Annotated in this window: 18 protein-coding genes, 1 pseudogene and 1 CRISPR repeat array; of the genes and pseudogenes, 7 read left to right on the top strand and 12 right to left on the bottom strand. The window is 40.3% G+C overall.

Annotation, left to right across the window (positions count from 1 at the left end):
• The first annotated feature begins 3 nt into the window (after positions 1–3).
• Both cas1 and cas2 read left to right on the top strand, forming a co-directional pair.
• Positions 4–2,268 (top strand): CRISPR-associated endonuclease Cas1, encoded by a 2,265-nt coding sequence (gene cas1 / locus BN8908_RS10120; RefSeq protein ID WP_068690383.1) that lies wholly within the window; start codon positions 4–6, stop codon positions 2,266–2,268.
• A 10-nt stretch (positions 2,269–2,278) separates the two neighbouring features.
• Entirely contained in the window at positions 2,279–2,569 is a 291-nt protein-coding gene (gene cas2, locus BN8908_RS10115) for a CRISPR-associated endonuclease Cas2 (protein ID WP_068690382.1), read from the top strand.
• 446 nt (positions 2,570–3,015) lie between these two features.
• Positions 3,016–4,082: a CRISPR direct-repeat array (repeat unit 35 nt; unit sequence GATTTAGAGAATAGCTGTAATCACGGCATTGAGAC).
• Positions 4,083–4,237: 155 nt separating this feature from the next.
• Here the strand turns inward: cas2 and BN8908_RS10110 are convergent.
• The 9 genes and pseudogenes from BN8908_RS10110 to BN8908_RS10075 form a co-directional block, all read right to left on the bottom strand.
• On the bottom strand, positions 4,238–5,431 hold the full coding sequence (locus tag BN8908_RS10110; protein WP_068690381.1) for a DUF4468 domain-containing protein: 1,194 nt from the start codon (positions 5,429–5,431) through the stop codon (positions 4,238–4,240).
• 327 nt (positions 5,432–5,758) lie between these two features.
• Positions 5,759–5,926: a hypothetical protein gene (locus BN8908_RS18515; protein ID WP_021987484.1), complete on the bottom strand. Its 168-nt coding sequence runs from the start codon at positions 5,924–5,926 to the stop codon at positions 5,759–5,761.
• A gap of 7 nt (positions 5,927–5,933) precedes the next feature.
• Entirely contained in the window at positions 5,934–6,791 is an 858-nt protein-coding gene (locus BN8908_RS10105; protein WP_068690379.1) for a hypothetical protein, read from the bottom strand.
• Positions 6,792–7,439: 648 nt separating this feature from the next.
• Positions 7,440–8,708, bottom strand: a complete 1,269-nt coding sequence (gene nqrF / locus BN8908_RS10100) for an NADH:ubiquinone reductase (Na(+)-transporting) subunit F (RefSeq protein WP_021987486.1) — start codon at positions 8,706–8,708, stop codon at positions 7,440–7,442.
• Between the two features lie 196 nt (positions 8,709–8,904).
• Positions 8,905–9,522, bottom strand: a pseudogene (gene nqrE, locus BN8908_RS10095) (NADH:ubiquinone reductase (Na(+)-transporting) subunit E); the annotation flags it as partial.
• A gap of 43 nt (positions 9,523–9,565) precedes the next feature.
• Complete coding sequence (locus tag BN8908_RS10090; protein ID WP_068690372.1) at positions 9,566–10,207, bottom strand: NADH:ubiquinone reductase (Na(+)-transporting) subunit D; 642 nt, start codon at positions 10,205–10,207, stop codon at positions 9,566–9,568.
• Position 10,208: 1 nt separating this feature from the next.
• Complete coding sequence (gene nqrC / locus BN8908_RS10085; protein ID WP_021987489.1) at positions 10,209–10,895, bottom strand: NADH:ubiquinone reductase (Na(+)-transporting) subunit C; 687 nt, start codon at positions 10,893–10,895, stop codon at positions 10,209–10,211.
• Positions 10,896–10,963: 68 nt separating this feature from the next.
• Entirely contained in the window at positions 10,964–12,100 is a 1,137-nt protein-coding gene (locus BN8908_RS10080) for an NADH:ubiquinone reductase (Na(+)-transporting) subunit B (RefSeq protein WP_021987490.1), read from the bottom strand.
• Positions 12,101–12,194: 94 nt separating this feature from the next.
• Positions 12,195–13,550: a Na(+)-translocating NADH-quinone reductase subunit A gene (locus BN8908_RS10075; RefSeq protein WP_021987491.1), complete on the bottom strand. Its 1,356-nt coding sequence runs from the start codon at positions 13,548–13,550 to the stop codon at positions 12,195–12,197.
• Between the two features lie 122 nt (positions 13,551–13,672).
• Between BN8908_RS10075 and BN8908_RS10070 the strand changes: the two genes are divergently transcribed.
• The 4 genes from BN8908_RS10070 to BN8908_RS10055 all read left to right on the top strand — a co-directional run bounded on the left by BN8908_RS10070 (position 13,673) and on the right by BN8908_RS10055 (position 18,260).
• Positions 13,673–14,908, top strand: coding sequence for a type IX secretion system plug protein (locus BN8908_RS10070; protein WP_021987492.1), 1,236 nt, complete (start codon positions 13,673–13,675; stop codon positions 14,906–14,908).
• A gap of 136 nt (positions 14,909–15,044) precedes the next feature.
• Positions 15,045–15,476, top strand: a complete 432-nt coding sequence (locus BN8908_RS10065; protein WP_021987493.1) for an META domain-containing protein — start codon at positions 15,045–15,047, stop codon at positions 15,474–15,476.
• Positions 15,477–15,835: 359 nt separating this feature from the next.
• Positions 15,836–17,302 (top strand): Do family serine endopeptidase, encoded by a 1,467-nt coding sequence (locus tag BN8908_RS10060; protein WP_021987494.1) that lies wholly within the window; start codon positions 15,836–15,838, stop codon positions 17,300–17,302.
• Positions 17,303–17,399: 97 nt separating this feature from the next.
• Entirely contained in the window at positions 17,400–18,260 is an 861-nt protein-coding gene (locus BN8908_RS10055; protein ID WP_021987495.1) for a sigma-70 family RNA polymerase sigma factor, read from the top strand.
• Between the two features lie 51 nt (positions 18,261–18,311).
• On the opposite strand, the gene BN8908_RS10050 is transcribed toward BN8908_RS10055, so the two are convergent.
• From BN8908_RS10050 to BN8908_RS18800, 3 genes are all read right to left on the bottom strand, one after another.
• Positions 18,312–19,076, bottom strand: coding sequence for a TIGR03915 family putative DNA repair protein (locus BN8908_RS10050; protein ID WP_068690370.1), 765 nt, complete (start codon positions 19,074–19,076; stop codon positions 18,312–18,314).
• Positions 19,077–19,095: 19 nt separating this feature from the next.
• Entirely contained in the window at positions 19,096–20,364 is a 1,269-nt protein-coding gene (locus BN8908_RS10045; protein WP_068690368.1) for a putative DNA modification/repair radical SAM protein, read from the bottom strand.
• Positions 20,365–20,611: 247 nt separating this feature from the next.
• Entirely contained in the window at positions 20,612–21,151 is a 540-nt protein-coding gene (locus tag BN8908_RS18800) for an NUDIX hydrolase (protein ID WP_068692215.1), read from the bottom strand.
• A gap of 1,144 nt (positions 21,152–22,295) precedes the next feature.
• Here BN8908_RS18800 and BN8908_RS10030 point away from each other — a divergent pair.
• Positions 22,296–23,933, top strand: a complete 1,638-nt coding sequence (locus BN8908_RS10030; protein ID WP_161945863.1) for a hypothetical protein — start codon at positions 22,296–22,298, stop codon at positions 23,931–23,933.
• Positions 23,934–24,128 lie beyond the last annotated feature (195 nt).

Raw genomic sequence — 24,128 nt, 5'->3', positions numbered from 1 at the left:
TATATGGATATCCTTTTTCAAATATTATGCAATGAACAGACGTTACGGAATGCCTGGCTGTTGGTGAAGCAGAAGAATTCGGCAGGAGGCATTGATGGGATGACTGTGGCAGATTTTGAAAAGGAGGCGGAAAAACAGATTCAGGAATTGACCAGGCAGTTGAAAACGAGAAGTTGGAATCCCGAACCTTATTTGCGGGTGGAGATCCCGAAGAAGGATTCAGAGAAGCGGAAGCTGGGACTATTGTCCGTGAAAGACAAAATTGTGCAGCAGGCGATTAAAAATTTGATCGAACCTTATTTTGAAAAAATCTTCCTGAATAATAGTTACGGTTATCGTCCCGGGAAAGGGCATGTCCAGGCGATTAAGCGTACGATGAGTGAGTTCCGGATAAAGAAGAATAATTGGATACTTCAATTGGATATTGATGACTATTTTGATACGATCGACCATAGTCTGCTTTTTGAAAAAGTTCAGAAACTGATTCAGGATGAAGAAGTGGTACGGTTGATTGCATTGTGTGTTAAAATGGGAGTGGTGAATAAGAAATTGAAGTGGAATGAGATTACCTGTGGAGTGCCCCAGGGAGCTGTGCTTTCTCCTTTATTGGCCAATTTGTATTTGCATTCATTTGATAAGTTTATTGCGGTAAGAACTGATTCCTATGTGCGGTATGCAGATGATTTTCTGATTTTTTGTGAAAAACGGGAACAGGCAGAACAAATGCAGAAACAAGCCACGAAGTTTTTGACAGAGCATCTGTTGTTAAAACTCAACGATCCGGTGATTACCGACGTGAAAAGCGGAGTGGAATTTTTAGGGATTACTTTAAAAAGAACCGGAATCACTATCTCTAAATCTAAACGGGATGATTTGGAAGAACGGATTCGGTCTATTGTACTCGAAGAAGGTGGAGTTACTAAAAAAAGTCTGGAAACATTACAAGGGATTCGGAATTATTATGGTAAATTACTTGCTACAAAGTTATTGTTGCAATTGGATCGGGTCTTAAGGGAAAAACTGAAAGATCTGGTGAGAAAGCAAAGTTTGATTTTTCCGAATAAAAAGATTTTGGGAGAATGTTTGAATGTGATCACTTTTTTTGCGGAGGAGAATAATAAGAAGAGAGGTGTACTTATCGCAGAGATATTGTCTGCTTATACTTCAGCTAAACAGGAAAAGAGAAGTAAAAAGCCGGAGAAAGAGAAAAATAAGCTATTGATTGAACGGAAAAAGCGGGAATATCAAAAGAAAGAAGGAGAGGGGACTGATTTGGTGATAAATTCTTATGGGTGTTTTGTTGGTTTGACGAATCGGGGCATTTCTGTCAGATTAAAGGGGAAGGTGATTCATAAAAATCCGTCCCGGGCATTGGAGCATATTACTGTTGTTGTAAAGGGGGTGACCATCTCTACCAATGCTATTCAATATTGTATGCGGAATAAGATTCCGATTGATTTTTTCGATGGTACTGGAAAGCATTACGGTTCGATCCTAAGCCCTTCCTACATGGAAAGTACATTGTGGGAGAAACAGGTTATCATGCCTATAGAAAGAAGGGCTTATTTAGCTACAAAGATTATTTATGGAAAACTGAAAAATCAGTTGAATCTGGTAAAATATTTTCATAAATATCATAAAGTATTAGCTGGAGCTTTGGCTGAAAAATATGCTGAGGTATGCGTGCGCTTGGAGGAAATTATTGATAAGGTAAAGCATTTTAAACAGAGAGATGGGAACTATGTTATTCCTTTATCTGCTTTGGAATCAGCAGGAGCAGTACAATATTGGGGCTATATCAGATTATTAATTTCGGATGATGGGGTTGAATTTGAATCACGGGAGCGAAAAGGGGCGACAGATTTGGTAAATTCTTTGTTGAATTATGGGTATGCCCTTTTATATGCCCGGGTATGGCAAGCATTATTAGGTGTTCAGTTAAATCCTATGTTGGGAGTACTCCATGTGCGACAGTCCGGTAAACCGGCTTTTGTGTTTGATGTAATAGAACTTTTTAGAACACAGGCTGTTGATCGTGTTGTAATTAGTTTGATACAAAAAGGTGAGCCATTGAGTATGAATAATACATTATTATCGGATAAAACCAGAAAATTGTTGGTACAAAATGTATTGGAAAGAATCAATCGATATGAAAAATACAGGGGAGAGGAAATAAAATTTAGTCGGATTATTTATCGGCAAGCTAAGGAAATTGCTGCATATGTTAATGAAGAGGCTTATTATAAACCTTATATAGCAAAATGGTAGGAGGGGGTATATGAAAAGAACAAAACGGATATTTTGTGTGGTTGCTTATGATGTGAGTGATGATAAAAGAAGAGCTGGAATTACAAAATTATTGGAGAAATATGGAGTTAGAGTAAATTTGAGTGTATTTGAATGTATGTTTACTCCGGTGCAGTTTTTGAAAATCCAGGAGGCTATTGGACAATTGATTTGTGGTAGGGAGGATACCGTGATATACTATCCGTTATGTATGGAATGTTTTGCTAAAATCGTGAGATTACCTAAGCGAAAAGAGTATATAACTAATGTTTATATGGTATGAACATTTGCGAAAAAGGGGAGATCTGTAATATGTCTGATAGCGAAGTATAAAGTACATCGGTTGCATAGATAAAAGATATTATTTTTTCGCAAAAGAAATATCTATGATTTTAACGGTTTTGATTTGCGAAAAATGGATATTGAATGATAAAAAGTTCTTTGATGTATTGCATTGTAAGTAAGTGATTTATGTTTTTAATAAAAAGGAAGATTTCGCAAATTATCAGTGAATGATAAAATTTGTAATTGGTTTCGAAATACATCTGAGTCGTAATTTGTTTATTTTTAATGTCTTATATTGTATCTATCGCATTTTTATAAATGTTTTATTAAAAAAAATATTACTTTTGCGAAAGATGATAAAATAAAAGAAAAAAGTTTGGTGGAAGCGCAAAGAAAGAAAAATATGAAATGTAAAAATTTTTAGTTATTATTGATAATGATGAGGATTTAGAGAATAGCTGTAATCACGGCATTGAGACAAATATCTATCCAAAGATGTAATATCAACATCTAAGATTTAGAGAATAGCTGTAATCACGGCATTGAGACATTTTACCGCTGTACGTTGTTTAACTTTTTATAAGATTTAGAGAATAGCTGTAATCACGGCATTGAGACATGATACCGGCATTTTGTAAGTCTGTGGCACAGGATTTAGAGAATAGCTGTAATCACGGCATTGAGACAACTCTTCTCGGGCGATGCCGTAGATATCGTAAGATTTAGAGAATAGCTGTAATCACGGCATTGAGACGTATCATTAGCAGATAATACCGGTTTGGTTGCGTGATTTAGAGAATAGCTGTAATCACGGCATTGAGACAGTACGTAAACGCCACAATCACTCCATCTTGAACGATTTAGAGAATAGCTGTAATCACGGCATTGAGACTATTCATGGTATCCTCGGTAACTACCAACGTTTGATTTAGAGAATAGCTGTAATCACGGCATTGAGACATAAGGTTTCAACTTTTTCTTATCGCTACGCTCAGATTTAGAGAATAGCTGTAATCACGGCATTGAGACATAAGGTTTCAACTTTTTCTTATCGCTACGCTCAGATTTAGAGAATAGCTGTAATCACGGCATTGAGACATAAGGTTTCAACTTTTTCTTATCGCTACGCTCAGATTTAGAGAATAGCTGTAATCACGGCATTGAGACATGATTATCAAATTCAGTCATCAGCCCCTTTTTATTGATTTAGAGAATAGCTGTAATCACGGCATTGAGACGAACTCTTGGTTTCTCGTCTTAAAATACAAAAGATTTAGAGAATAGCTGTAATCACGGCATTGAGACCCAGAATGCTCGTATCGAAGCAAAGCTTCAACCGGATTTAGAGAATAGCTGTAATCACGGCATTGAGACAAGCGGTAATCAACATATCCGCCGTCATCGTAAGATTTAGAGAATAGCTGTAATCACGGCATTGAGACTTGATATCGAACAATAAAAAGGTAAAAAGAGCCAGATTTAGAGAATAGCTGTAATCACGGCATTGAAGTTCTGTAAAGGCTTTAGGATTGTAAAGTTAAGTTGTTGTAATGATTTCTAGAGGAAGGGGAGGTAGGAAGAAGGGAATGTTAGCTGATTGGTTTAAAATGAAAATGGCGTTGTCCGGTTCTCCGGATAACGCCATTTTTTGTTGTATCTTAAATTATTATTTCACCCATACGTTCAGGATTTCGCCGATGTACATTTTGTGCATGGGTTTGCCGCTCCATTGTGTTTTTAGGGTAGGATCGGCGAGGGCTTCGGGGATTAGTGACTGGGATACCAGTTTTTTGCATTCGAGGATAAGCCAGGCCTCGGAGAAGGCTTTGGCTCCGGAAGGCGTGGTGATGGGGGTAAGGCCGGCTGCCTTTACCTTATCGCCGTCTTTACCGGAATTGTGACCGCAATAGTTCAATGCATCCCGGTAGGCTTCGGTATAGAAACTAAGAGTATAGGTATCTCCGGATTCCATCAACTGATAGGTATAACGGGCAGGATTAATGAAGCAAATGCTTACGGGTTTGTTGTATAAATGTCCCAAACCTCCCCAACTGGCTGTCATCATATTGAAACGGCTGTCGTTACCTGCAGTGATCAGCATCCAGTCTTCGGAAAGCATTTTGATTATATTTCCGGGAATTCTGTCCGGAGCGATTTGACGGTAGCCTTGCAATGCTCCGCTTGTTGCCGCTGCTGTCGGAATATGGGCTGTCAGTTGTGAAGCCGGAGTTTCCGGTTTTGGAGTGGTTATTGCCGGCGGTGTAGTTGCCGGTGCTGTGGAGGGTTGCCCTGCGGTCAGAACAGCGGCTGCATCCGTAAATAGCTGATCGACCATATCGATGGTGTGGGTTCTGAATTTGCCGGTTTTACGGATCAGTTTATCTTTGTTTTTATTCAGGGTGTATTCATCTGTAATAAGTTCTTCGGCCATGTATTTTTCCGGTTCGTTCTTATTGGCAACATTGTAGCTGTAGCGAATAGCCGTAATTTTTAAGTTACATTCCCCGGGCTCGCAGGTGATGATCATCTGGTAGGTAATGAGCGTTCTGTCCAAAGAAAGAGCTGCTTTGTTGAAAGTGAGGTATTCTTCTCCCCAGCAGGCGATATCCCCTTTTGTCTGATCCGAATATAATATTCTGCCTTTTTGTTCTTTATCGGTAACAAACCGCTCGCTGGTCCATTGTTGTATGCGCTTGAAAATTTCGTCTTGCGACAGGCCGGGAACGGATATGGTTTTGGTGAAAACGACTTTGCCGTTGACAACGGGAACGGCACCTGCCAGATATTTACTATCGTCTTGAGCCAGAAGGCATAGTGGGAGGCACACAAAAGCCGCGAGGAAATAAATCATTCTTTTCATGGTGTTATTTAAATTGCTGATTAGGCAAAGATAACAGGTGTAAATGAATTTAAGCCTTTCCGAAGCTATAAAATATGTTTATATTTATGGAAAAGCGGGTGGGGAGAGGATACCGGAAATTTATGGTTTGTTTTAGCGCATGAAAAAAGCAGCTTCCGTACTTCGATCGTTTTTTTATTTATTTCGATTATCTGTTTTTCAGTGGTTAATTGGAACAAAAGCTAAACAGGCCTCCTAAACCGATGGCTTCCGGAGATCGAAAAAAGAGGGAAACCGAAATTATTATTCCGGGATTTCCCTCTTTTTATTGTTTAAATGGTTAATGACTCACTTTCCATTGTGGGCATCCTGTCCCTGATTTTTGTTCTGTTTTCTTTGTTTTCTTTGCTCTTCTCTCTTTTTTTGCCAGTCAACTAATTTCCTTCCAAGAGGTTGTGCAAAAATTCCAGCGAGCAAGATAGTTACAATTGACGAAATAATATCTACTGTTGTCATTGCTTTCTTAAAATAAGTTAGATATCCATTTCCCAACCTTTGTTACGACTCCTGTCGAGCCTATCGCGGCACCACTAACTGTTTGCCAACCAAGGCTTGTCCAACTAAATTCATTGTCAGAAAGAACAAGTTGATTCACTACACTCGAAGCAGCACCTAGTACTGCTCCTATAACATCAGCACCTACCCATAAAGGTAAAGCCCTTGTTTCTACGGTATTTTCTGACCACCAATCCATTGATGATTCGGATACCGATAATGCAATAGCCAAAGTTCTGCCGTATTTACTTTCTTCGGTATAATGTTGTGCTTCCCACTTTGTAATCAGATCGGCTATAATTGCCTTAAATTCTGCAACAGACAATTCCCCGTTATAATTTGCCAAGGAAGCATCACAGAGAGTAAGTAAACCGTCATGTTCGAAATGGTCTATTACCCCTGCTTCATAAATCTGTCCAATTTTGTCTTTTAATAAACCTTCTGAGCTACTCTGGGTAGAAAGTAAACTCATATTGTATAGCTGATCTTGCGCATAAAAGTCCTTATATTCATCCAGACCAGCTTTCAACAAAGCCTTTGCTTCATCGTCAATAGACATTTCGTTTACATGCTCTTTTTGGAAATTTGCCAGGTATTGAAGCCCGTCTTCCAATGACATGTTATTGTTGCTCCGGGTAACAATAAAATGATCATTCGCATGGCTTAACAACTCATTATGGGATTTTCCAAAAATTTTGTAATCCTCAAATTTTTGAAGATTACCTTTAACCGGTTCTGAAAGATTTTTTTCGTTATTACATGAAAAAAGAATACCGGAAATACACAATCCTAATAGAACCATTAATTTGAGAGAATTCTTTTTCATAATTCAAAAGTTTTTAGGTTAATAAATAATTTGACAATTTTATATATAGTAATATATAAAATTCTAATTGATTATATAACGTATTAAAAACAAATAATATAGTATTTTAAAATATAACAATTGTATTAACAATTGAAATGAATGAAAATCTAATAAAATGATCTTCTTTCAGGAGATGTTTGTGCAATATACTATAAATAAGTTATAATATGCAAATTTGAAAGAAAAAAATAATTCATTGTGTAGTTTCTATCTGCCTGCCTGCCGGATATGGAGGTCTTTATCAATATCAACTAACGCATCAGTCAGATTATTCAAGTCTTCTTTTTGTATGTTGTAGGGCTTCCAAAACGGATGAGGGGCACCGTTCCGTTTTATTCCGGGATAAGTGGACCTGCAGGCATATGTTCCTTTTTCAAGTAGCCGTCAAATAACAACGTTGACATTTGACGGCAGATGATTCTGCCTCTTTCGTTAACGTCGATTATGTAGATTATCAATCATATTAAGATGAGGGATTGAATTTTGAATCTCTCGCAAATCGGCGTATATCGGAGAAGAAAATGTTTGGTAGGAAAGAAAAATCGTGATAAAAAATACATTTTATCACGATTTTCTACATCAAAAATGAAACTCAGTTCCTTTTTATTAACCTCCGAAGTTATCGTACATGACGTTCTCGTCGGGTACTCCCAGATCGTACAGCATTTTGGTAACTGCTGCAATCATCATAGGAGGTCCACAGAGGTAGTATTCAATATCTTCCGGATTTTCGTGGTTTTTGAGGTAGTTCTCAAAAATCACCTGATGCACGAACCCGGGTTTATAAGCTACGCCGGCGGCATCGGCTTCCGGATCCGGTCTGTCGAGGGCCAGCGTCCAATGGAAATTCGGGTTTTCTTCTTGTATTTTGTTGAATTCATCCACATAGGGGGCTTCCTGTAAAGCACGGGCACCGTACCAGAAAGAAACTTTCCGTTTGGTGTGCATGGTGTGGAAAAGATTGAAAATATGTGAACGCATCGGGGCCATACCCGCACCACCGCCGATAAACATCATTTCATTGTCGGTTTCGCGGAGGAAGAACTCACCGTAAGGTCCGGAAATCGTTACTTTGTCACCCGGTTTGCGGGTAAAGATGTATGACGAGCAAACTCCGGGATTGACAGGCATGAACGTTTTCGTAGCCCGGTCGATCGGAGGAGTGGCGATACGGATGTTCAGCATGATGATATTGCCTTCTGCCGGAGAGTTGGCCATTGAATAAGCGCGGTAGGTCGGTTCCGGGTTACGCATTTTCAAATCGAACATCTTCATCCGTTCCCAGTCGCCTTTGTACCTGGCATCAATGTCCATGTCTTTGAAATCCACGTCGATAGCCGGAACGTCAATTTGAATATAACCTCCGGATTTGAATTTCAGGTTTTCCCCTTCCGGTAATTTTACAACAAATTCTTTCAGGAAGGTCGAGATATTCCGGTTGGAAACGACGGTGCATTCCCATTTCTTGATACCCAATACAGCCTCAGGTATACGCATTTCTATGTTTTCCTTTACTTTTACCTGACAGGCCAGACGCCAGTCGTCGTGTTGCTGTTTGTAAGAGAAAAAACCGGTTTCTGTCGGCAGAATGCTTCCTGCTCCGGATAAAACCTGGCATTTACACATACCGCAGGAACCTTTTCCTCCGCAAGCCGAAGGCAGGAATATTTTTTGTGCTCCCAATGTCGAGAGCAAAGAACTTCCCGGTTCTGTAGTAATTACCCGTTCACCGTTATTGATGCTGACTTGTACGTCTCCTTTTGCTGTCAGTTTAGCCTTGGCAAATAGAAGCATGCCCACCAGAATCAGGGTTACGATCAGGAATACTACAATCCCGGCAGTAATGATTGTTGTATTTATTGCTAAAAGTATCATCTTGATTTTAAATTTTAGATTTTAAATTTTAAGATTATTCCGCTTCAGCAGTGCTTTCTGTTTCCGATGAAGGTGTCTCCACAGTGCCTGTATTTGCATTTGCTTTGTCATTCCCCGTAACAGATTCATTCTCCGGAGCGGTTGCCGGTAGGATTTGTGCCGTTTCGGTTTGGGCGGATTCTGCTTTCATTTTGTCCAGGTCGATACCCAGGAAACTCATAAAAGAGATCGCCATTAAACCGGTAATGATAAATGTGATACCGATGCCGCGTAACGGAGCCGGGATATTGGAATATTTCAGTTTTTCGCGGATAGCAGCAATACATACGATAGCGAGCAGCCAGCCTATACCGGAACCTAATCCGAAAGTCGTTGCTTCGAGTACATTGGCATAGTTGCGCTGTTGCATAAACAAAGACGCACCCATAATGGCGCAGTTTACTGCAATCAAGGGTAGGAATATACCCAATTGATTGTATAAGGCCGGAGCGAATTTCTCAACAACCATTTCAACCAATTGTACCATTGCTGCAATGATGGCGATGAACATGATAAAGCTCAGGAAGCTCAGATCGATTCCTGCAGCCTGTTCGCCCAACAGCCATTGTAAAGCACCGGGTTTCAATACGAAATTATCCAACAGGTAGTTGACCGGAACAGTGATAAACAAAACGAATATAACTGCTATACCCAGTCCGAAAGAGGTTTTCACGGTCTTCGAAACGGCCAGATATGAACACATACCTAAGAAGTAGGCGAAGATCATATTGTCGATGAAGATCGAACGGACGAATATGTTTAATAGATTTTCCATGTTTCAGTGTCTTCTTTAAATAACGTAAATAAGTCGACAGACTTTATTTTTCTATTAACTCCTTATTTCTGGAACGGTGTACCCAAATGATCAGGCCGACCAGGATCAATGCCATGGCCGGCATGATCATCAAACCGTTGTTGGCATAGAAACCACCGTTTTTTACGTACCATGATTCAGGAATGATGCGGAAACCGTAAAGGGTGCCGGAGCCGAATAATTCGCGGAAAAAGGCTACGATTATCAGAATGATACCATATCCCAATCCGTTACCGATGCCGTCCAAAAGGGAAGGCCAGGGTTTGTTTGCCAAAGCAAAAGCTTCGATACGTCCCATGATGATACAGTTGGTAATGATCAGTCCGACATATACGGAAAGCTGTTTGCTGACTTCGTAAGCAAAAGCTTTCAGTAACTGGTCAACAATGATTACCAGAGCGGCCACAACGACCAATTGTACGATGATACGGATACGTGTAGGAATCGTATTTCTCAGTAAAGAAAGGATCACATTTGCGAAAGCGGTTACGGCGGTTACTGAAAGTCCCATCACGATAGCGGGCTCCAGCTTGGCTGTAACGGCAAGAGCAGAACAGATACCAAGCACCTGTACGATTACCGGATTGTTCTTACTCAGAGGACCGAGCAGAAATTCCCGGTTCTTAGCTGAAAATAATGCGCTCATTTTATTTTTGTTTTAAAAACGGTTCGTAATAGGTTAAGTAATTTTTAAGCATTTTCTCCACTCCTTTGGAGGTAATCGTACCGCCTGAAATGGCATCTACTTCGTGTGTACCGGTAGCATTGCCGCCTTTAACGACAGCTATACCTACCAGTTGATCACCGGAAAATACCTGCTTGTTCTGAAATTGATTGTTGAATTGCGGTGTTGTAATTTCAGCACCCAAGCCCGGCGTTTCGCCCTGGTGGTCAAAGAACGTACCGTAGATGTTGTCTTTATTGGCATCCAACGAGATATATCCCCAGATGGGACCCCAAAGACCGGCACCGTATATCGGTAATATGTATTTGACCGCCCCCTCGATCTCCGCTACAAAAACCGGTAATTCCCTTTTTTCAACCGGAAGATTGTATTGTGTCGCAATGCTTACATTGAAAGCATTGCCTTCTACTTTTTTCCCTTTTGCATTCACAATAAATTGCTCTTTGATGTATTTGTCGAACAATTCGGCTGAATTTTCTGCCGTAGAGGAAATGTGGATTGCACTCAGAATATTCTGTCTCTTTTCATTTTGCTTATTTTCGTTTTGGCGCGGTTGCAGAGAAAGAGATATCACGGATAGTAATGCTGCAACGACTACTACCAGAACTACTGAATACAGGAATGTATATGTATTTCCTTGTCTATTCATAATTTATTTCAATTTTAGATTTTAGATTTTAGATTTACGAAAGAAAATTAATCGTCAATCATCAATCATCAATTTACAATGGCTTTAGCTCTCTTTAACCGGCGTTTAATGTTGGATTGTACGACAAGCCAGTCGATCAGCGGAGCAAAGGTATTCATCAGTAATATCGCCAACATCATACCTTCCGGATACCCGGGGTTGATACAGCGGATAATGATAGCCATAGCACCGATGAGTAATCCGTAAATGTATTTACCTGTATTGGTTTGAGCAGAGGTTACCGGGTCTGTAGCCATAAATACGGCTCCGAAGGCGAAACCTCCCATCAGCAATTGCTGGTAAGCTTCGACACCTGAAATCGACTGGAATGCCCAAGCCATTAAGAAACCTCCTGCAAATACCGACAACATGGTCCGCCAACTGGCAACATTGGTCATGAGCAACAGAATTGCACCGAGTAATACACAAAAGGTCGATGTTTCTCCGATAGAACCCGGGATGAGGCCCCAAAACATGTCGGCTGTGCTATAGCTTAACGGTTGTCCCAATGCCATCTGTGCCAGCGGTGTCGCCTGAGAAATGGCGTCGGCCGTATCGCTGGCAATCCATACCTGGTCACCGGAAATCATAGACGGGTAGGAAAAGAAGAAAAAGGCCCGGGCCAGCAAGGCCGGATTCCAGATATTCATTCCTGTTCCGCCGAAAATTTCTTTACCGATAATAACGGCAAAAGCCGTTGATAAAGCAACCATCCACAGAGGAGCTTCCACCGGCATAATCATCGGAATCAACAGCCCCGAAACCAGAAAACCTTCGTTGATTTCATGCCCTTTTACCTGGGCCACAGCAAATTCAATTCCTAAACCGACAACGTAGGAAACGATAATCATCGGCAACACTTTCCATAATCCGTAGAAGAACAGTTGCCACATACCGGTTTCTCCCAACAGACCTAATGCGTTGAAATGCTGGTATCCGACGTTGTAGATACCGAATAATAAGGCCGGTATCAAAGCCATAACGACAACAATCATCGTTCTTTTCAGATCGACAGCGTCACGGATATGAGCCCCGGAGGTCGTTGTGCGGTTCGGCACAAAAAGAAAAGACTCGAAACCCGTAAAAACAGAGTGGAATTTTTGTAATTTCCCTCCTTTTTCGAATTTGGGTTTTTGCTTATCTAAGAAATTCCTTAAACAATTCATTTTTATTATTTTTTGATTTTTGATTTACGATTTTTGATTTACGATTAAAATTTTTGTATGATAAATCGTAAATCGTCAATCATCAATCGTCAATTTAGTTGGTTTCTTTCATCATCAGTTCAATACCTTGCTCGAGAATTTTCTGTACCGGAGTTTTGGACGTGCAGACAAATTCACACAAAGCCATATCTTCGGGAAGTACTTCGTAGATACCCAATTGCTCCATATTATCAATATCACCGGCTAAAACGGCTTTTAACAGGTATACGGGCAGAATATCCATCGGTAGTACTTTTTCATATTGTCCGGATACAACAAAAGCCCTTCTTTCTCCGTGGTAATTTGCGTCGAGTGAATAATGCTTGTTCGGGAAAAGAAATGAAGGAAATAGCTTGGAAGCTGAAAACTTGTTGAATCCGGGAGTTGCCCAACCCAAGAATTCATAACAGTCGCCTTCCGGTATAACTGTAATCTGGTTGGCATAGTAACCGATGAAGTTGTCAGAAGTAACCTTCTCTCCGGTCAATACGTTTCCGGAAATGATACGCTGGTGCACCTGATTTTTCAGATTGCCTTCCGTCAGGCATGCTACTTTAGCCCCTAAGATCGTATGGTAATAAATCGGTTTTTTTACTTCGGAACCGGTCAATGCAATGATTTTTTGTGCGTCAAAATACCCTTCGGTAAACAGACGTCCGATAATCGCCAGGTCCTGTATATTGACCGTCCACACATGTTCTCCTTTGTTGATCGGATTTACATGATTGATTTGTATACCGACATTTCCGGCCGGATGCGGACCGTCAAAATAAGTGATCACCGTGTTTTTCAAACGGGTAAAAACGGAATTCATGGTTGTGCCTTCTTTCACTCCGATATTTACATCTTTTCCGCTGATTTTTTTCAGACAGTCGATACCGGCCTGAAGATTTTTCTCTTCGTTTTTCAGTACCAATTCGAAGTCCGGAGCCAAAGGAGCTGTGTCGAAAGTGGAAATGAAAACTGCTTTGGGGGTAATTTCCGGATTAGCGATGATTCCATAAGGGCGCTGGATGATCATCGGCCAAACACCGCTATCCATTAATTTGGAAATAATTTCTTCCCGGCTTAAAGAGTTGACATCTGCTTTTCCGAAATCTTTATACGTAATTTCGGCGTCGGCTTTTACGACGACTTCCAGCAGTTTTCTCCTTTCTCCTCTCGTAACGGCAGCGATTGTGCCGCTGACCGGAGCTGTGAATTTAATTTCGGGATTCGCTTTATCCGTAAATAAAACATCGCCCGCTTTTACTACATCACCAACCTTGACAGCAAGTCGGGGAGTCAGTGTCCTGAAATCGGTCGGCTTTACAGCATATAAATCGCATGATTCTGCTTGTAGAACCGTTTTTTCGGCTTCTCCGTTCAACTTTATATCAAGGCCTTTTTTTAATTTGATTACCTTGGACATGTTATATTATATTAAATAGTTTAATTATATTAGATGCTGAAGTCTAATTTTTCCAAATTAGCCACAAATATACAAACCTATTACGTAATTTTGTCGTTAATTGGATTTTAAATTTGCCGGATATGAGATTTTTTTTGTTTTTGCTTTTGAGTGGTATTATAACCGGGGGATTTGCCCAGCCGGATTACATACGGACGGTACAGTGCTATCCGGAAGGTAAGCCTTTTGCAGAACCTGTCATTGAATTGGGGGGAGCTACCCCTTTATTGTTTTCATTCGATGATTTGAGTCCTGATATTAATTCATATACTTACAAAATTCAGCATTGTGATCCGGACTGGAATAGTTCGAATCTGAGTCCTTTTACCTATCTGAACGGATTTTTCAGTAATCCGTTGGAAGATTATAATTCTTCTTTCAATACGGTGGTTGCTTATACGCATTTTACGTTGACATTGCCGAATGAAAATGTCAGTATGAAGTTGTCCGGAAATTATCTTTTACAGGTTTTTAACGATGCCCAATCAGATACGCCTGTGATTTCACAGCGTTTTTCGGTGGTGGAACCCAAGGCAACAATACAAGCCAATCTGACGACAGCAACGATCCCGCAGTATTTGCAAACTTCCCAGCAATTGAATTTTACGGTAAACTATGATAATTTGCCGGTATACAATCCGATCCGGGATCTGAAAGTATATGTAACCCAGAATCAGGATCCTCACAGCAGGCGGGCGTTTACGCCGACTTTTGTCCGTGACGGGCAATTGGTGTATGGCAACGGCCAGAATAATATATTTAACGGATTGGCTCCATTTCGTAATTTTCAGTGTTCCAGCTTGGTTTATTATACGCAATATGTAAAAGACGTTATTCGGGGCCCACAGGGGGTATATAATTTTATTTTACAGCCGGCTTCTGTTTATACGAATTATGTTCCGTTGCCGACTCTTCATGGTAATTACCGGATTGAGGCAGAGAATACAAACGATCCGGAACTGGAAGCCGATTATGTGACGGTACATTTTGCCATATATTATCCGGAGCAGATACCGCAGGCCGATGTCTATGTTTACGGCAAATTCTCAGACTGGCAGTTATTGCCTTCCCAAAAGCTGCAATATGATTTTAAAAATAAGGCGTATGTGGGAGAAGCTGAAGTGAAGCAAGGGAACTACGACTATATGTTTGCCGTTGTACCGTATGGAACCGGACAGCCGGACCTGATTACGCTGCAAGGAAATTTTTATCAGACACAGAATAATTATTATATACGTTGTTATTTATATAATTTTAATCAGAACTACTACGAATTGGTCGCTTATTCACCGGTTTTTTATAACGGAATCGGATTTTAATATCCCGGAAAAGTTTTCTTTGAAAGCACGGTTAAAGAGTATTTGGGAAAAAATAAGTGAATAAAGTTTTCTGTTTTTTGTCATTTTGGCATAAGTTTTGATAATATAGTGACAGTAATAATAAAATGAAAATAAAATGATGAAGACATTGTTAATTCTGATAGGTATGATTGGTTTGGGATTTACCTCCTGTGATTCGGCTGATAAGAAAGTAGATCTGACGGGTATGAAATGGGTATTGCAAACCTTGGATGGGAAAAAAGTGGATTTACAGGAAGAACGGAGTCAGGTTTATATTCAGTTTAACGCAACAGATAAAAGGGCAATAGGGATGGCCGGTTGTAACCGTTTTTTCGGTGGCTATGAATTGGATGGTACAAAATTGAAATTCTCCCAGATGGGAGCTACCCGTATGGCTTGCCCGGATATGCAGGTGGAGTCGGCATTTTTTAAGATGCTGGAAAGTACGGATAGTTGTGGAATAAAAGAGCATACATTAACGCTGTTTTCAAAAGGAAAAGCATTGGCTGTTTTTAAAGGCGAGCCTCTTACGGAAGAAAAAGAATAGTTTATTTTTGATTATACTGAAAAATCCTGTAAACCGAAAGATTTACAGGATTTTTTAATTTGCGGTTTTACGCACAACTCTGCACTGTTTCCGGAAAAGACCCGTATTTAAGTTTATATAAATTGTAAATTTAAAATGGCTTGCAACCCGATTCGTTATCGGATTTTTGGGTCTGAAATCTACAGCTAAAACTTTCGTTTTAACATTTAACAAATGCATTTCAAAGTTAAGCTTTACTAATTAAGATTTTATTAATAGTCTCTTGGCAAAGATATTGCATAAATTGTCGTACAACAGGAAGGCAAGATGTATAAGGCGTGTTTTGTTGTAAATAGTTGAATAATTAAAATGAGGAAGATATGGATGTAAAAAAAACAGTAATCAGTCTTTTGTTGGGAATTGCAGGTGGGTTTATCGCATTTTTTATTGCAGATAGCCTGAAAGATAAACAAGTTACTCCGGAAATCCGGCATGAAATTGTCGGCCCCGGTATCAAATCAGTTGCTTATCGGCCGGAGCCGGAAAATACCGTCGGCGGAGCCGGAAGTGTTGATTTAAGGGAGGCTGCCAAAAAGTCAGTACCGGGAGTAGTACACGTGAAAACCATGCAGATGGGAAGGGAGTTTGTCGGAAATTCATTGTTGGATTTTTGGTTCGGAACTCCTTCTCAAAGCCGGGAGGTCCCTATGGCGATGGGATATGGTTCGGGGGTAATTATTTCGGATGACGGATATATTATTACGAATAATCATGTCATTAAAGATGCTGATAAAATTGTCGTTGTATTGAATGATAAAAAAGAATACGAGGCCAAATTAATCGGGCAGGATCCGATTACGGATATCGCTTTGCTGAAAATCGACGGGAAAAATCTTGCATATGTAGAGTATGGAAATTCGGATGAGGTTGCTTTGGGAGAATGGGTGTTAGCTGTCGGTAATCCTTATAATCTGACCTCTACCGTGACTGCCGGAATTATCAGTGCAAAAGCCAGGGATCTCGGTATGAGCCGGGGACAGATGAGCCTGGAGTCTTTTTTGCAGACCGATGCTGCTATCAATCCGGGGAATAGCGGTGGTGCTTTAGTGAATGCTAAAGGCGAACTGATCGGTATCAATACCCTGATACAATCTCCGACTGGGGCATATTCGGGATATGCGTTTGCCATACCGGTGAATATTGCGCGAAAGGTTGTAACCGACCTGAAAGATTACGGGAAGGTACAACGGGGTGTACTGGGTATCCGTATGGGAGAATTGACTCCGGTATTGGCAGAGGGCCTGGGAGTCAAAGAAACGTCCGGTATATATGTGGGGGAAGTCGTGAGCGGAGGTGCCGCCCAGAAAGCCGGAATAAAGAAAGGAGATATTATCCAGGGAATAAATGGCATCGATGTAAAAACCACGCCGGAATTTTATGAGCAACTGGGAAAATATCATCCCGGGTCAGAGATACAGTTGAAAATAAAGAGAGGAGGACAGGAAAAACTCGTTGATGTTACTTTACAGAATTCTTATGGAGATACAGCTTTAGAACAGGCTCAGGAATTCGGTGTATTGGGTGTAAAAGTAAGTCCGTTGACAAAGGAAGACCGTTATCGCTATCGTCTGAATAAGGGCGTAAAGATTACAGAAATCCAAAATGGTAAGTTTAAAGCTGCCGGCCTGGATAAAGGATACATCATTGTCAAGATTAACAATAATGTAATTTATGATCAGGAAGATTTAAGCCGGGCGATAAGTTCTGTAGGAGATAACGGCGTGTTTGTTACGGCGGTAAGTCCACGCGGAAAGGTTGAATATTTCGCGTTTTCATTGTTGAATTAAAAAATGTTAATATTGAATATCGGCAAGTTTCCGACATTGGTATATGAATAAAAAAGACTACCTTTGCGAAATATTTGCGGTGGTATAAAAATATAGTATGAGACAACTAAAAATTACAAAGTCAATAACCAACAGGGAAAGTGCATCCCTCGACAAGTATTTACAAGAAATTGGTAAGGAAGACTTGATCACGGTTGAAGAGGAAGTTGAATTAGCACAACGAATCAGGAAGGGAGATCAAAAAGCGTTGGAGAAGTTGACGAGGGCTAATTTACGTTTTGTGGTATCCGTCGCCAAGCAATATCAAAATCAAGGACTGAGTCTACCGGATTTGATTAATGAAGGTAATTTGGGATTGATCAAGGCTGCAGAGAAATTCGATGAGACCCGGGGATTCAAGTTTATTTCTTATGCAGTATGGTGGATCCGGCAGTCGATTTTACAAGCTTTAGCCGAACAATCGCGTATTGTACGTTTGCCGTTGAATCAGGTGGGATCTTTGAATAAAATCAATAAGGCTTATTCCCGTTTCGAACAGGAAAACGAACGCCGTCCTTCTCCCGAGGAGTTGGCAGATACGTTGGATTTACCGGCAGAGAAGGTTGCCGATACGTTGCGTGTTTCCGGACGTCATATTTCTGTGGATGCTCCGTTTGTAGAAGGTGAGGACAACAGTTTGCTGGATGTTTTGGTAAACGATGATTCACCGGTAGCCGACCGTACGCTGATCAATGAATCTTTATCTACGGAAGTAGAACGTGCTTTGTCTACATTGACAGAACGGGAAAGAGACATTATCAAATCGTTTTTCGGTATCAATACACAGGAAATGACTTTGGAAGAAATCGGCGAACAATTCGGATTGACTCGAGAGCGGGTCCGTCAGATCAAGGAAAAAGCAATCCGCCGTTTGCGTCATTCTTCACGCAGTAAGTTGTTAAAGACCTATTTAGGATAAATTTCAATAGAATAAAAAGGCGCCGGGAGGCGCCTTTTTTGATTTAATACCCTATTGCTTTTCAGGTAAGAATTTCCAGAACCGGGCCGGCATATTCTGGCGGTGTAGCTTAGGATTGATGCGTTCGCGGATGGTGATGGACTGGAAATAAGCTTTCCAGAGTCGTTGAAATTGTTTTTCATCTTCAGCAAGTAGCTCTTCTGCCGGTTTGCCTGTAAACAGATGCGGAAGTTCTTCATCAAAGCTGACTTCCGTTGCCTCTTTTAAATTGTAATAGTAGCCGTATTTTCTTTTTACATCGTAAATTAACCATTTTTGGTCGCGGAATCGGTCTGTAAAATGAGGAATCACTAACGGTAAAACATTATAGAGTGGTTCGAATACAGCGAAAAAGATATTATCTGCCGTTTTGCTGAAACGGATAAACTGAGTGGCCCGGACTCTCTCATGATCTACTTTTTTCCAGATTTTGGATATTTCCAGTACATCCGGATCTCCGAAATTCATTTCTACAGACCGGGAAGCATCGATATTTTTACATATATAACGGAAAAGGAGCATGTCAATGCCGTCTAATTCCGATAACCAGGTTGCACGGAGTATGCGGAGGCCTCCCGGAGTTACTTTTTTTTCCAGGCTTTTCCATACCCGTTCGGCTTTACTGTCGTTCGTTGCAATAGTGATATTCCGGTCATAAAATAGGGGGAGAGGGGTACCTTCCTCAAGCAGTATATCCGGTTTCAATTTGTGAATATAAGATTCGAATACGGCGCATAACAAACCTTCGAAACTTTTATCATAGGTAAAGATGGTCATAGCGGAGTAACTGTGATTGTTATATGTAATTTTCAAAAGGGATTTTTAATTGCCTGTCATCTTCTTTTTTCCCCTTTGTTTTTGGGGTCAATATTTTCCGGATGTAATCGGGATGTACTTCATTTATCGTCTGTAAGGGCAATTCGTGACAGGTGATAAAATATTGGGCTTTTTTCAGTACGATACCCATTTTTTTCAATTGGAAAATACCTATTCGTCCGTAACGCCGGGAAGCAATAATCAGTTGGGCCGATTTTACGCCGATACCCGGTACTCTTAGGATCAGTTCATACTCAGCTTTATTGATATCCACCGGAAATTTTTCAGGGTGGCGCAATGCCCAGGCCAGTTTGGGATCGATTTCCAAATCGAGATTCGGGTAGGCGTCATCGACTATTTCTTCGGCTTTGAATTGATAAAAACGCATCAGCCAATCCGCCTGATACAACCGGTTTTCCCTTACCAGCGGAGGCTGTTTGAGCATCGGCAGCCTTTTGTCGTAAGTGTTTACCGGAACAAAACCGGAATAATATACCCGTTTCATGGTCGGGCGGTGATACAAAGCCGAGGATAACCGTAAAATTTCTCTATCCGTTTCGGGAGTCGCACCGACAATCATTTGAGTACTTTGTCCGGCAGGGGCAAAACGAGGTACTTTCCTGAATTTTTTCCGGTCTTCGAGATTTTCCAATATGCCTTGCTTTATATAACGCATAGGGGCAAAAACACTTGGAAAATCCTTTTCCGGAGCCAATTTTTGCAGGCTTGTCTCATTGGGGATTTCTATGTTTACACTTAACCGGTCGGCATATCGCCCGGCTTCGTCGACGAGTTCTTTGCTGGCACCCGGAATACTTTTCAGATGGATATAACCGTTGAAGCGGTATTGGAGACGGAGGTCTTTGGCGATACGGACCAGACGTTCCATTGTATAGTCCGGATTTCGCACGACACCGGAGCTTAAAAACAGACCTTCTATATAATTGCGGCGGTAAAACTCGATAGTGAGATTTACCAGTTCGGAAACGGAAAAGGTAGCTCTCGGGATGTCGTTACTGCGGCGGTTGACGCAGTAGGCACAATCGTACATACAGAAGTTGGTCAGCATAATTTTCAGCAGAGAGATACAACGTCCGTCTTCAGCAAAACTGTGACAAATACCCCAGCCGGTAGCATTGCCGATGCCGTTGGCCTTATTGCGCCGGGTCGTACCGCTGGAGGCGCACGAAACGTCGTATTTGGCCGATTCTGCAAGAATTTTGAGTTTTTCGAGAATATTGTCGTTCATCGTTTCCTGAAAATGTACATATAAATTGTAGACTTTGGATTTACGATTTTAGATTATGCGTATGAACCAACCCGATTTTTTGGGAAAATCTTCAATTAAGATATATTTTAATTGTAGATTCTGGCTGGACCTGCCATTCTTCCTTGTAAAAAAGGAAAATCATAAATCGTAAATCAAGAATAATCGTACCTACAAAGAAACGAATTAAATTGAAGATCGTGAGCGAAGAAATAAAAATTAACAGGGATTATTTATTTTTCCTGTTCGATACTTCTCTTAGCTGTGGTTCAATGATTTGCCGATATTCGTAGATAAAATTGGGGGTAAAAATATTTTTGTCGAGATGGGCTTCGATCTCTGCTTTCGGCCAAAACCGGCCTTCGTCAACTTCGTCGTTATTGATGTTTATCCGGTTGTAACGGGTACAGAAAAAAGAAAATACCAATTCTTTTTCGCGGGGACTTTCCCAAAGATAGGAACCGTTGAAACGAGCTTCGAATTCTGTGATGCCCAGCTCTTCAAACGTTTCACGCTTTAAGGCATCTTCAAGTTTTTCATTGACACCGATATGACCACCGACAGCCGTATCCCACATACCGGGCAGCAAGTCTTTTTTCATGCTTCTTTTTTGCAGGAAAATTTCATTCTTTGCATTGATGATTTGTAAATGGACTACCGGATGAAGCAGTCGGGAACCGGAGTGACAGATACTACGGGGGGCTTTTCCGGTAACTTCTCCTTTTTCATTTACAAGAGGTAGCCATTCTTCTTTGTTGTATTTTTTCATCTGTAGGTATTTTTTACAGAATAGAAGGAGTAAAAAGATACCGATAAGAATATAGAGCAAAGGACCCCCAATAAATGTCTGTAATTCGGAAGATAATAAAAAGTAAGCGCAAAATATGAGTACCAGGTGGCCGCTTAATAAATAGAACAGGTATTTAAGGGACATTTTCATAGCCCGCTGTTGTTCCGGACTGAATTGAATACTTTTGCGGGCCGGAGCGGGGAGGGTTGAAAGCGGATTCGCTTTTGAAAAGGCAAGTATGCCTGTAAAGAGCCATAGTCCGGCTTCAATAATAATTGTATTCAGATTTAAAGAAGAAACTTGGATTTTGTATAGATTTAATAATACAGGCACACAAAATAGGACGGTTAGCAGTAAAATCAGCCAGTCTGTCGATTTTTCCTTAAAACGGGTGTAAAGAAATTCTCCGATACCCAGGCCGCTCAGACAGATGAGGGCAGGAAGCGGAGGCAGGAATTCATCGGCAATAAGATAAATTGCTAATAGCAAAATAGACGGTAGTAATTTTTTTAAAGAAAACATGTATGTTTTGGTTTTGTCAGACAAAGATGGCGTAAATCGAACGCAATACTAAACTTGTATAAATATTGTAAAGCTACAACCAATTTTTTGCAAAGATAATGCAAGTTGAATGCAGAATCAAATTTATTTGAACTCTGTTGAAATATCTTATGTTTTCTGTAAAGACAATGCTTGTAGCGGAAAAATTACACAATGAGTCCGTCCCAGTGTGTAATTCTGCTGATCAGTTTGATGCTGAAAAAGTGAACTTATTATTTAAAGACTTGTCTTTCCAAAAGTTATTTCAAATGGTCAGTTTCAAATTTAGAATCCACAAATTTTTTGTATACGTTTAGCAAGCATGTATTGTTACCTGAATTATGTTATTTTTTGAGGAAGAATATTTTGAATCAGAATGATTAAGAGTGTTAAAATGAACTTTTTAACTGTTTGTAAGGAGTGCTTTTGACTTTATATGCTTATATTTGTTTTGTTTTTAGTGGGTGAGTTAAAAATCTGCTTTTTTCAAACGACAACTTTGGGATTTTCTGATAAAGAGGTGGTTAAAGAGGGTGATACATGCTTGCTAAGCAGGTATCACTTTATAGAATATTACGGTGCGATGAAAGGGTATATATTATTTGTTTTTACTTTTTTATTATTGTTTTCGGCTCGGGGGGAGGAGCCGGGGCAGAAAGAACTGTTAAAGAAAGAGGTGGACGAATATATTCGTAGGGCGCATCAAAGTACTTATGCAGATCCGGTAAAGGCTGTTTCGTATTCCAATACGGCAATATTGAAAGCCGAATTGTCGGGGGATGCAAATCTTATTTGTTTGTCGCTGCTGGCACTGGGACGTTCTTACATCAATCTGGGATCGTTCGATATGGGCTTTGAAGCGTTTTATAATGCATTGGATAAATGTCCGGCCGATAATAAAGGATTGTTAGCAGAGATTCATGTAAATATCAGTTATTTGTATATCAGTCTCGGGGATGTTAAGAAAGCTTTTCAATTTGTAGATAAAGGGCTGGAATATTTTTGGGAATTGCAGGATTCTTCAGGAATAGCCAGGTGTTATAATGCCAAAGGATTGGCTTATGAACGCTCGGAAAATAATCCGAAGGCAGAAGAGTGTTTTAAATACGCTCTCAAGATTAATCGTGAACTGAACGATTCCAAAAATGTGGCGGCGAATCTGAACAACCTGGGATTGCTGGAAGAAAATCCGGATGAAAAAATCAAATGGCTGGAAGAAGCCGTTCAAATCAACAGGTCCTTGGGAGCAAATTGGTCGTTGGCGGAAAATTACAATAATCTGGCCACGCAGTATTTTAATAAGCGGGATTACAACAAAGCCTTGGAATGGTTGCAGAATGCTTTTATTCTGGCCAATAATTTAAGTGCAAAAGAGTTGATTTGTGATAATTACCGCTATCAGACCTGGGTTTATAATGCACTCGGCAATTATAAGAAAGCCTACGAATGCATGCAGAGCCTTTATGAAATAGAAAAGGTTATGCTGTCGGAGCGGAAAATCCGGGAAATCGAACTGAATGTCGCGGACCGGCGTTTTAAATCGCAGCAGCAGGAATTGAATCTGAAGCAAAAGGAATTGAAGATTAAAGGACTTCAGCGGGATATGTCGGTAATGCTGGCTATCGGCTTGGGGATTTTATTGTGTCTTTCTTTCGTTGTATGGAGGGTGCGGCAGCGTCGCAAATTGATCTTATTGGAAGCTACTCAAAAAATTGAAGCGCAACAGAAAGAAATGATGCAGCTTCAACTCGAAAAAACAGAGAAGGAACGTGAGAATGTCCAGATCGAGTTGGAACATAGTAAAAAAGAATTGACGAACTTTGCCTGTTATGTGCGTAGTAAGAACGAATTGATCGAAAAAATCAAATCGATGATCAAAGAGTCTTATAAGGAAGCCAAACCTGATGTAAAGGCGCAATTGAAAACAATAAATGCTTTTATTACCCAATACCAGAATAAAGAAGATAATCTCGGTTCTTTGATTACGGAAATCGATCGTATTAATGCTGAATTTGTCGTGCGTCTGACAGAAGCCCATCCGGATTTATCCAAAAACGAGAAACAACTTGCCTCTCTATTGCGAATCGATTTTACGACCAAGGAAATTGCACTTTTGGTCGGTTCGACTCCCAAAACCGTCAATATGGCCCGTTACCGGTTGCGTAAAAAGTTGGGTTTGGAAACGGACGAGGGATTGAATGAATACATGAAAAAGATGTAATATTGGAAGGGTTTTGCAGAACTTTCTAAATTTTTTATCATTATTTATATAAATTGGCCTGAATGTAGGTTAAATTTTGTTATCATCTGGTTGTAAATAAGATGTTTAATTTTTGTAATGTAGGTATAAAACGTCTTTAAAATCCCGTTTTGTAGTACTCATATAAAAACGAAAACGATTTCGTTGGAGGTGGTT

The sequence above is a fragment of the Culturomica massiliensis genome (genome assembly GCF_900091655.1).
Classification (GTDB): Bacteria; Bacteroidota; Bacteroidia; order Bacteroidales; family Marinifilaceae; genus Culturomica; species Culturomica massiliensis.
Note: the sequence above shows the minus strand (reverse complement) of the source record. Positions and strands in the feature narration are given on the sequence as shown.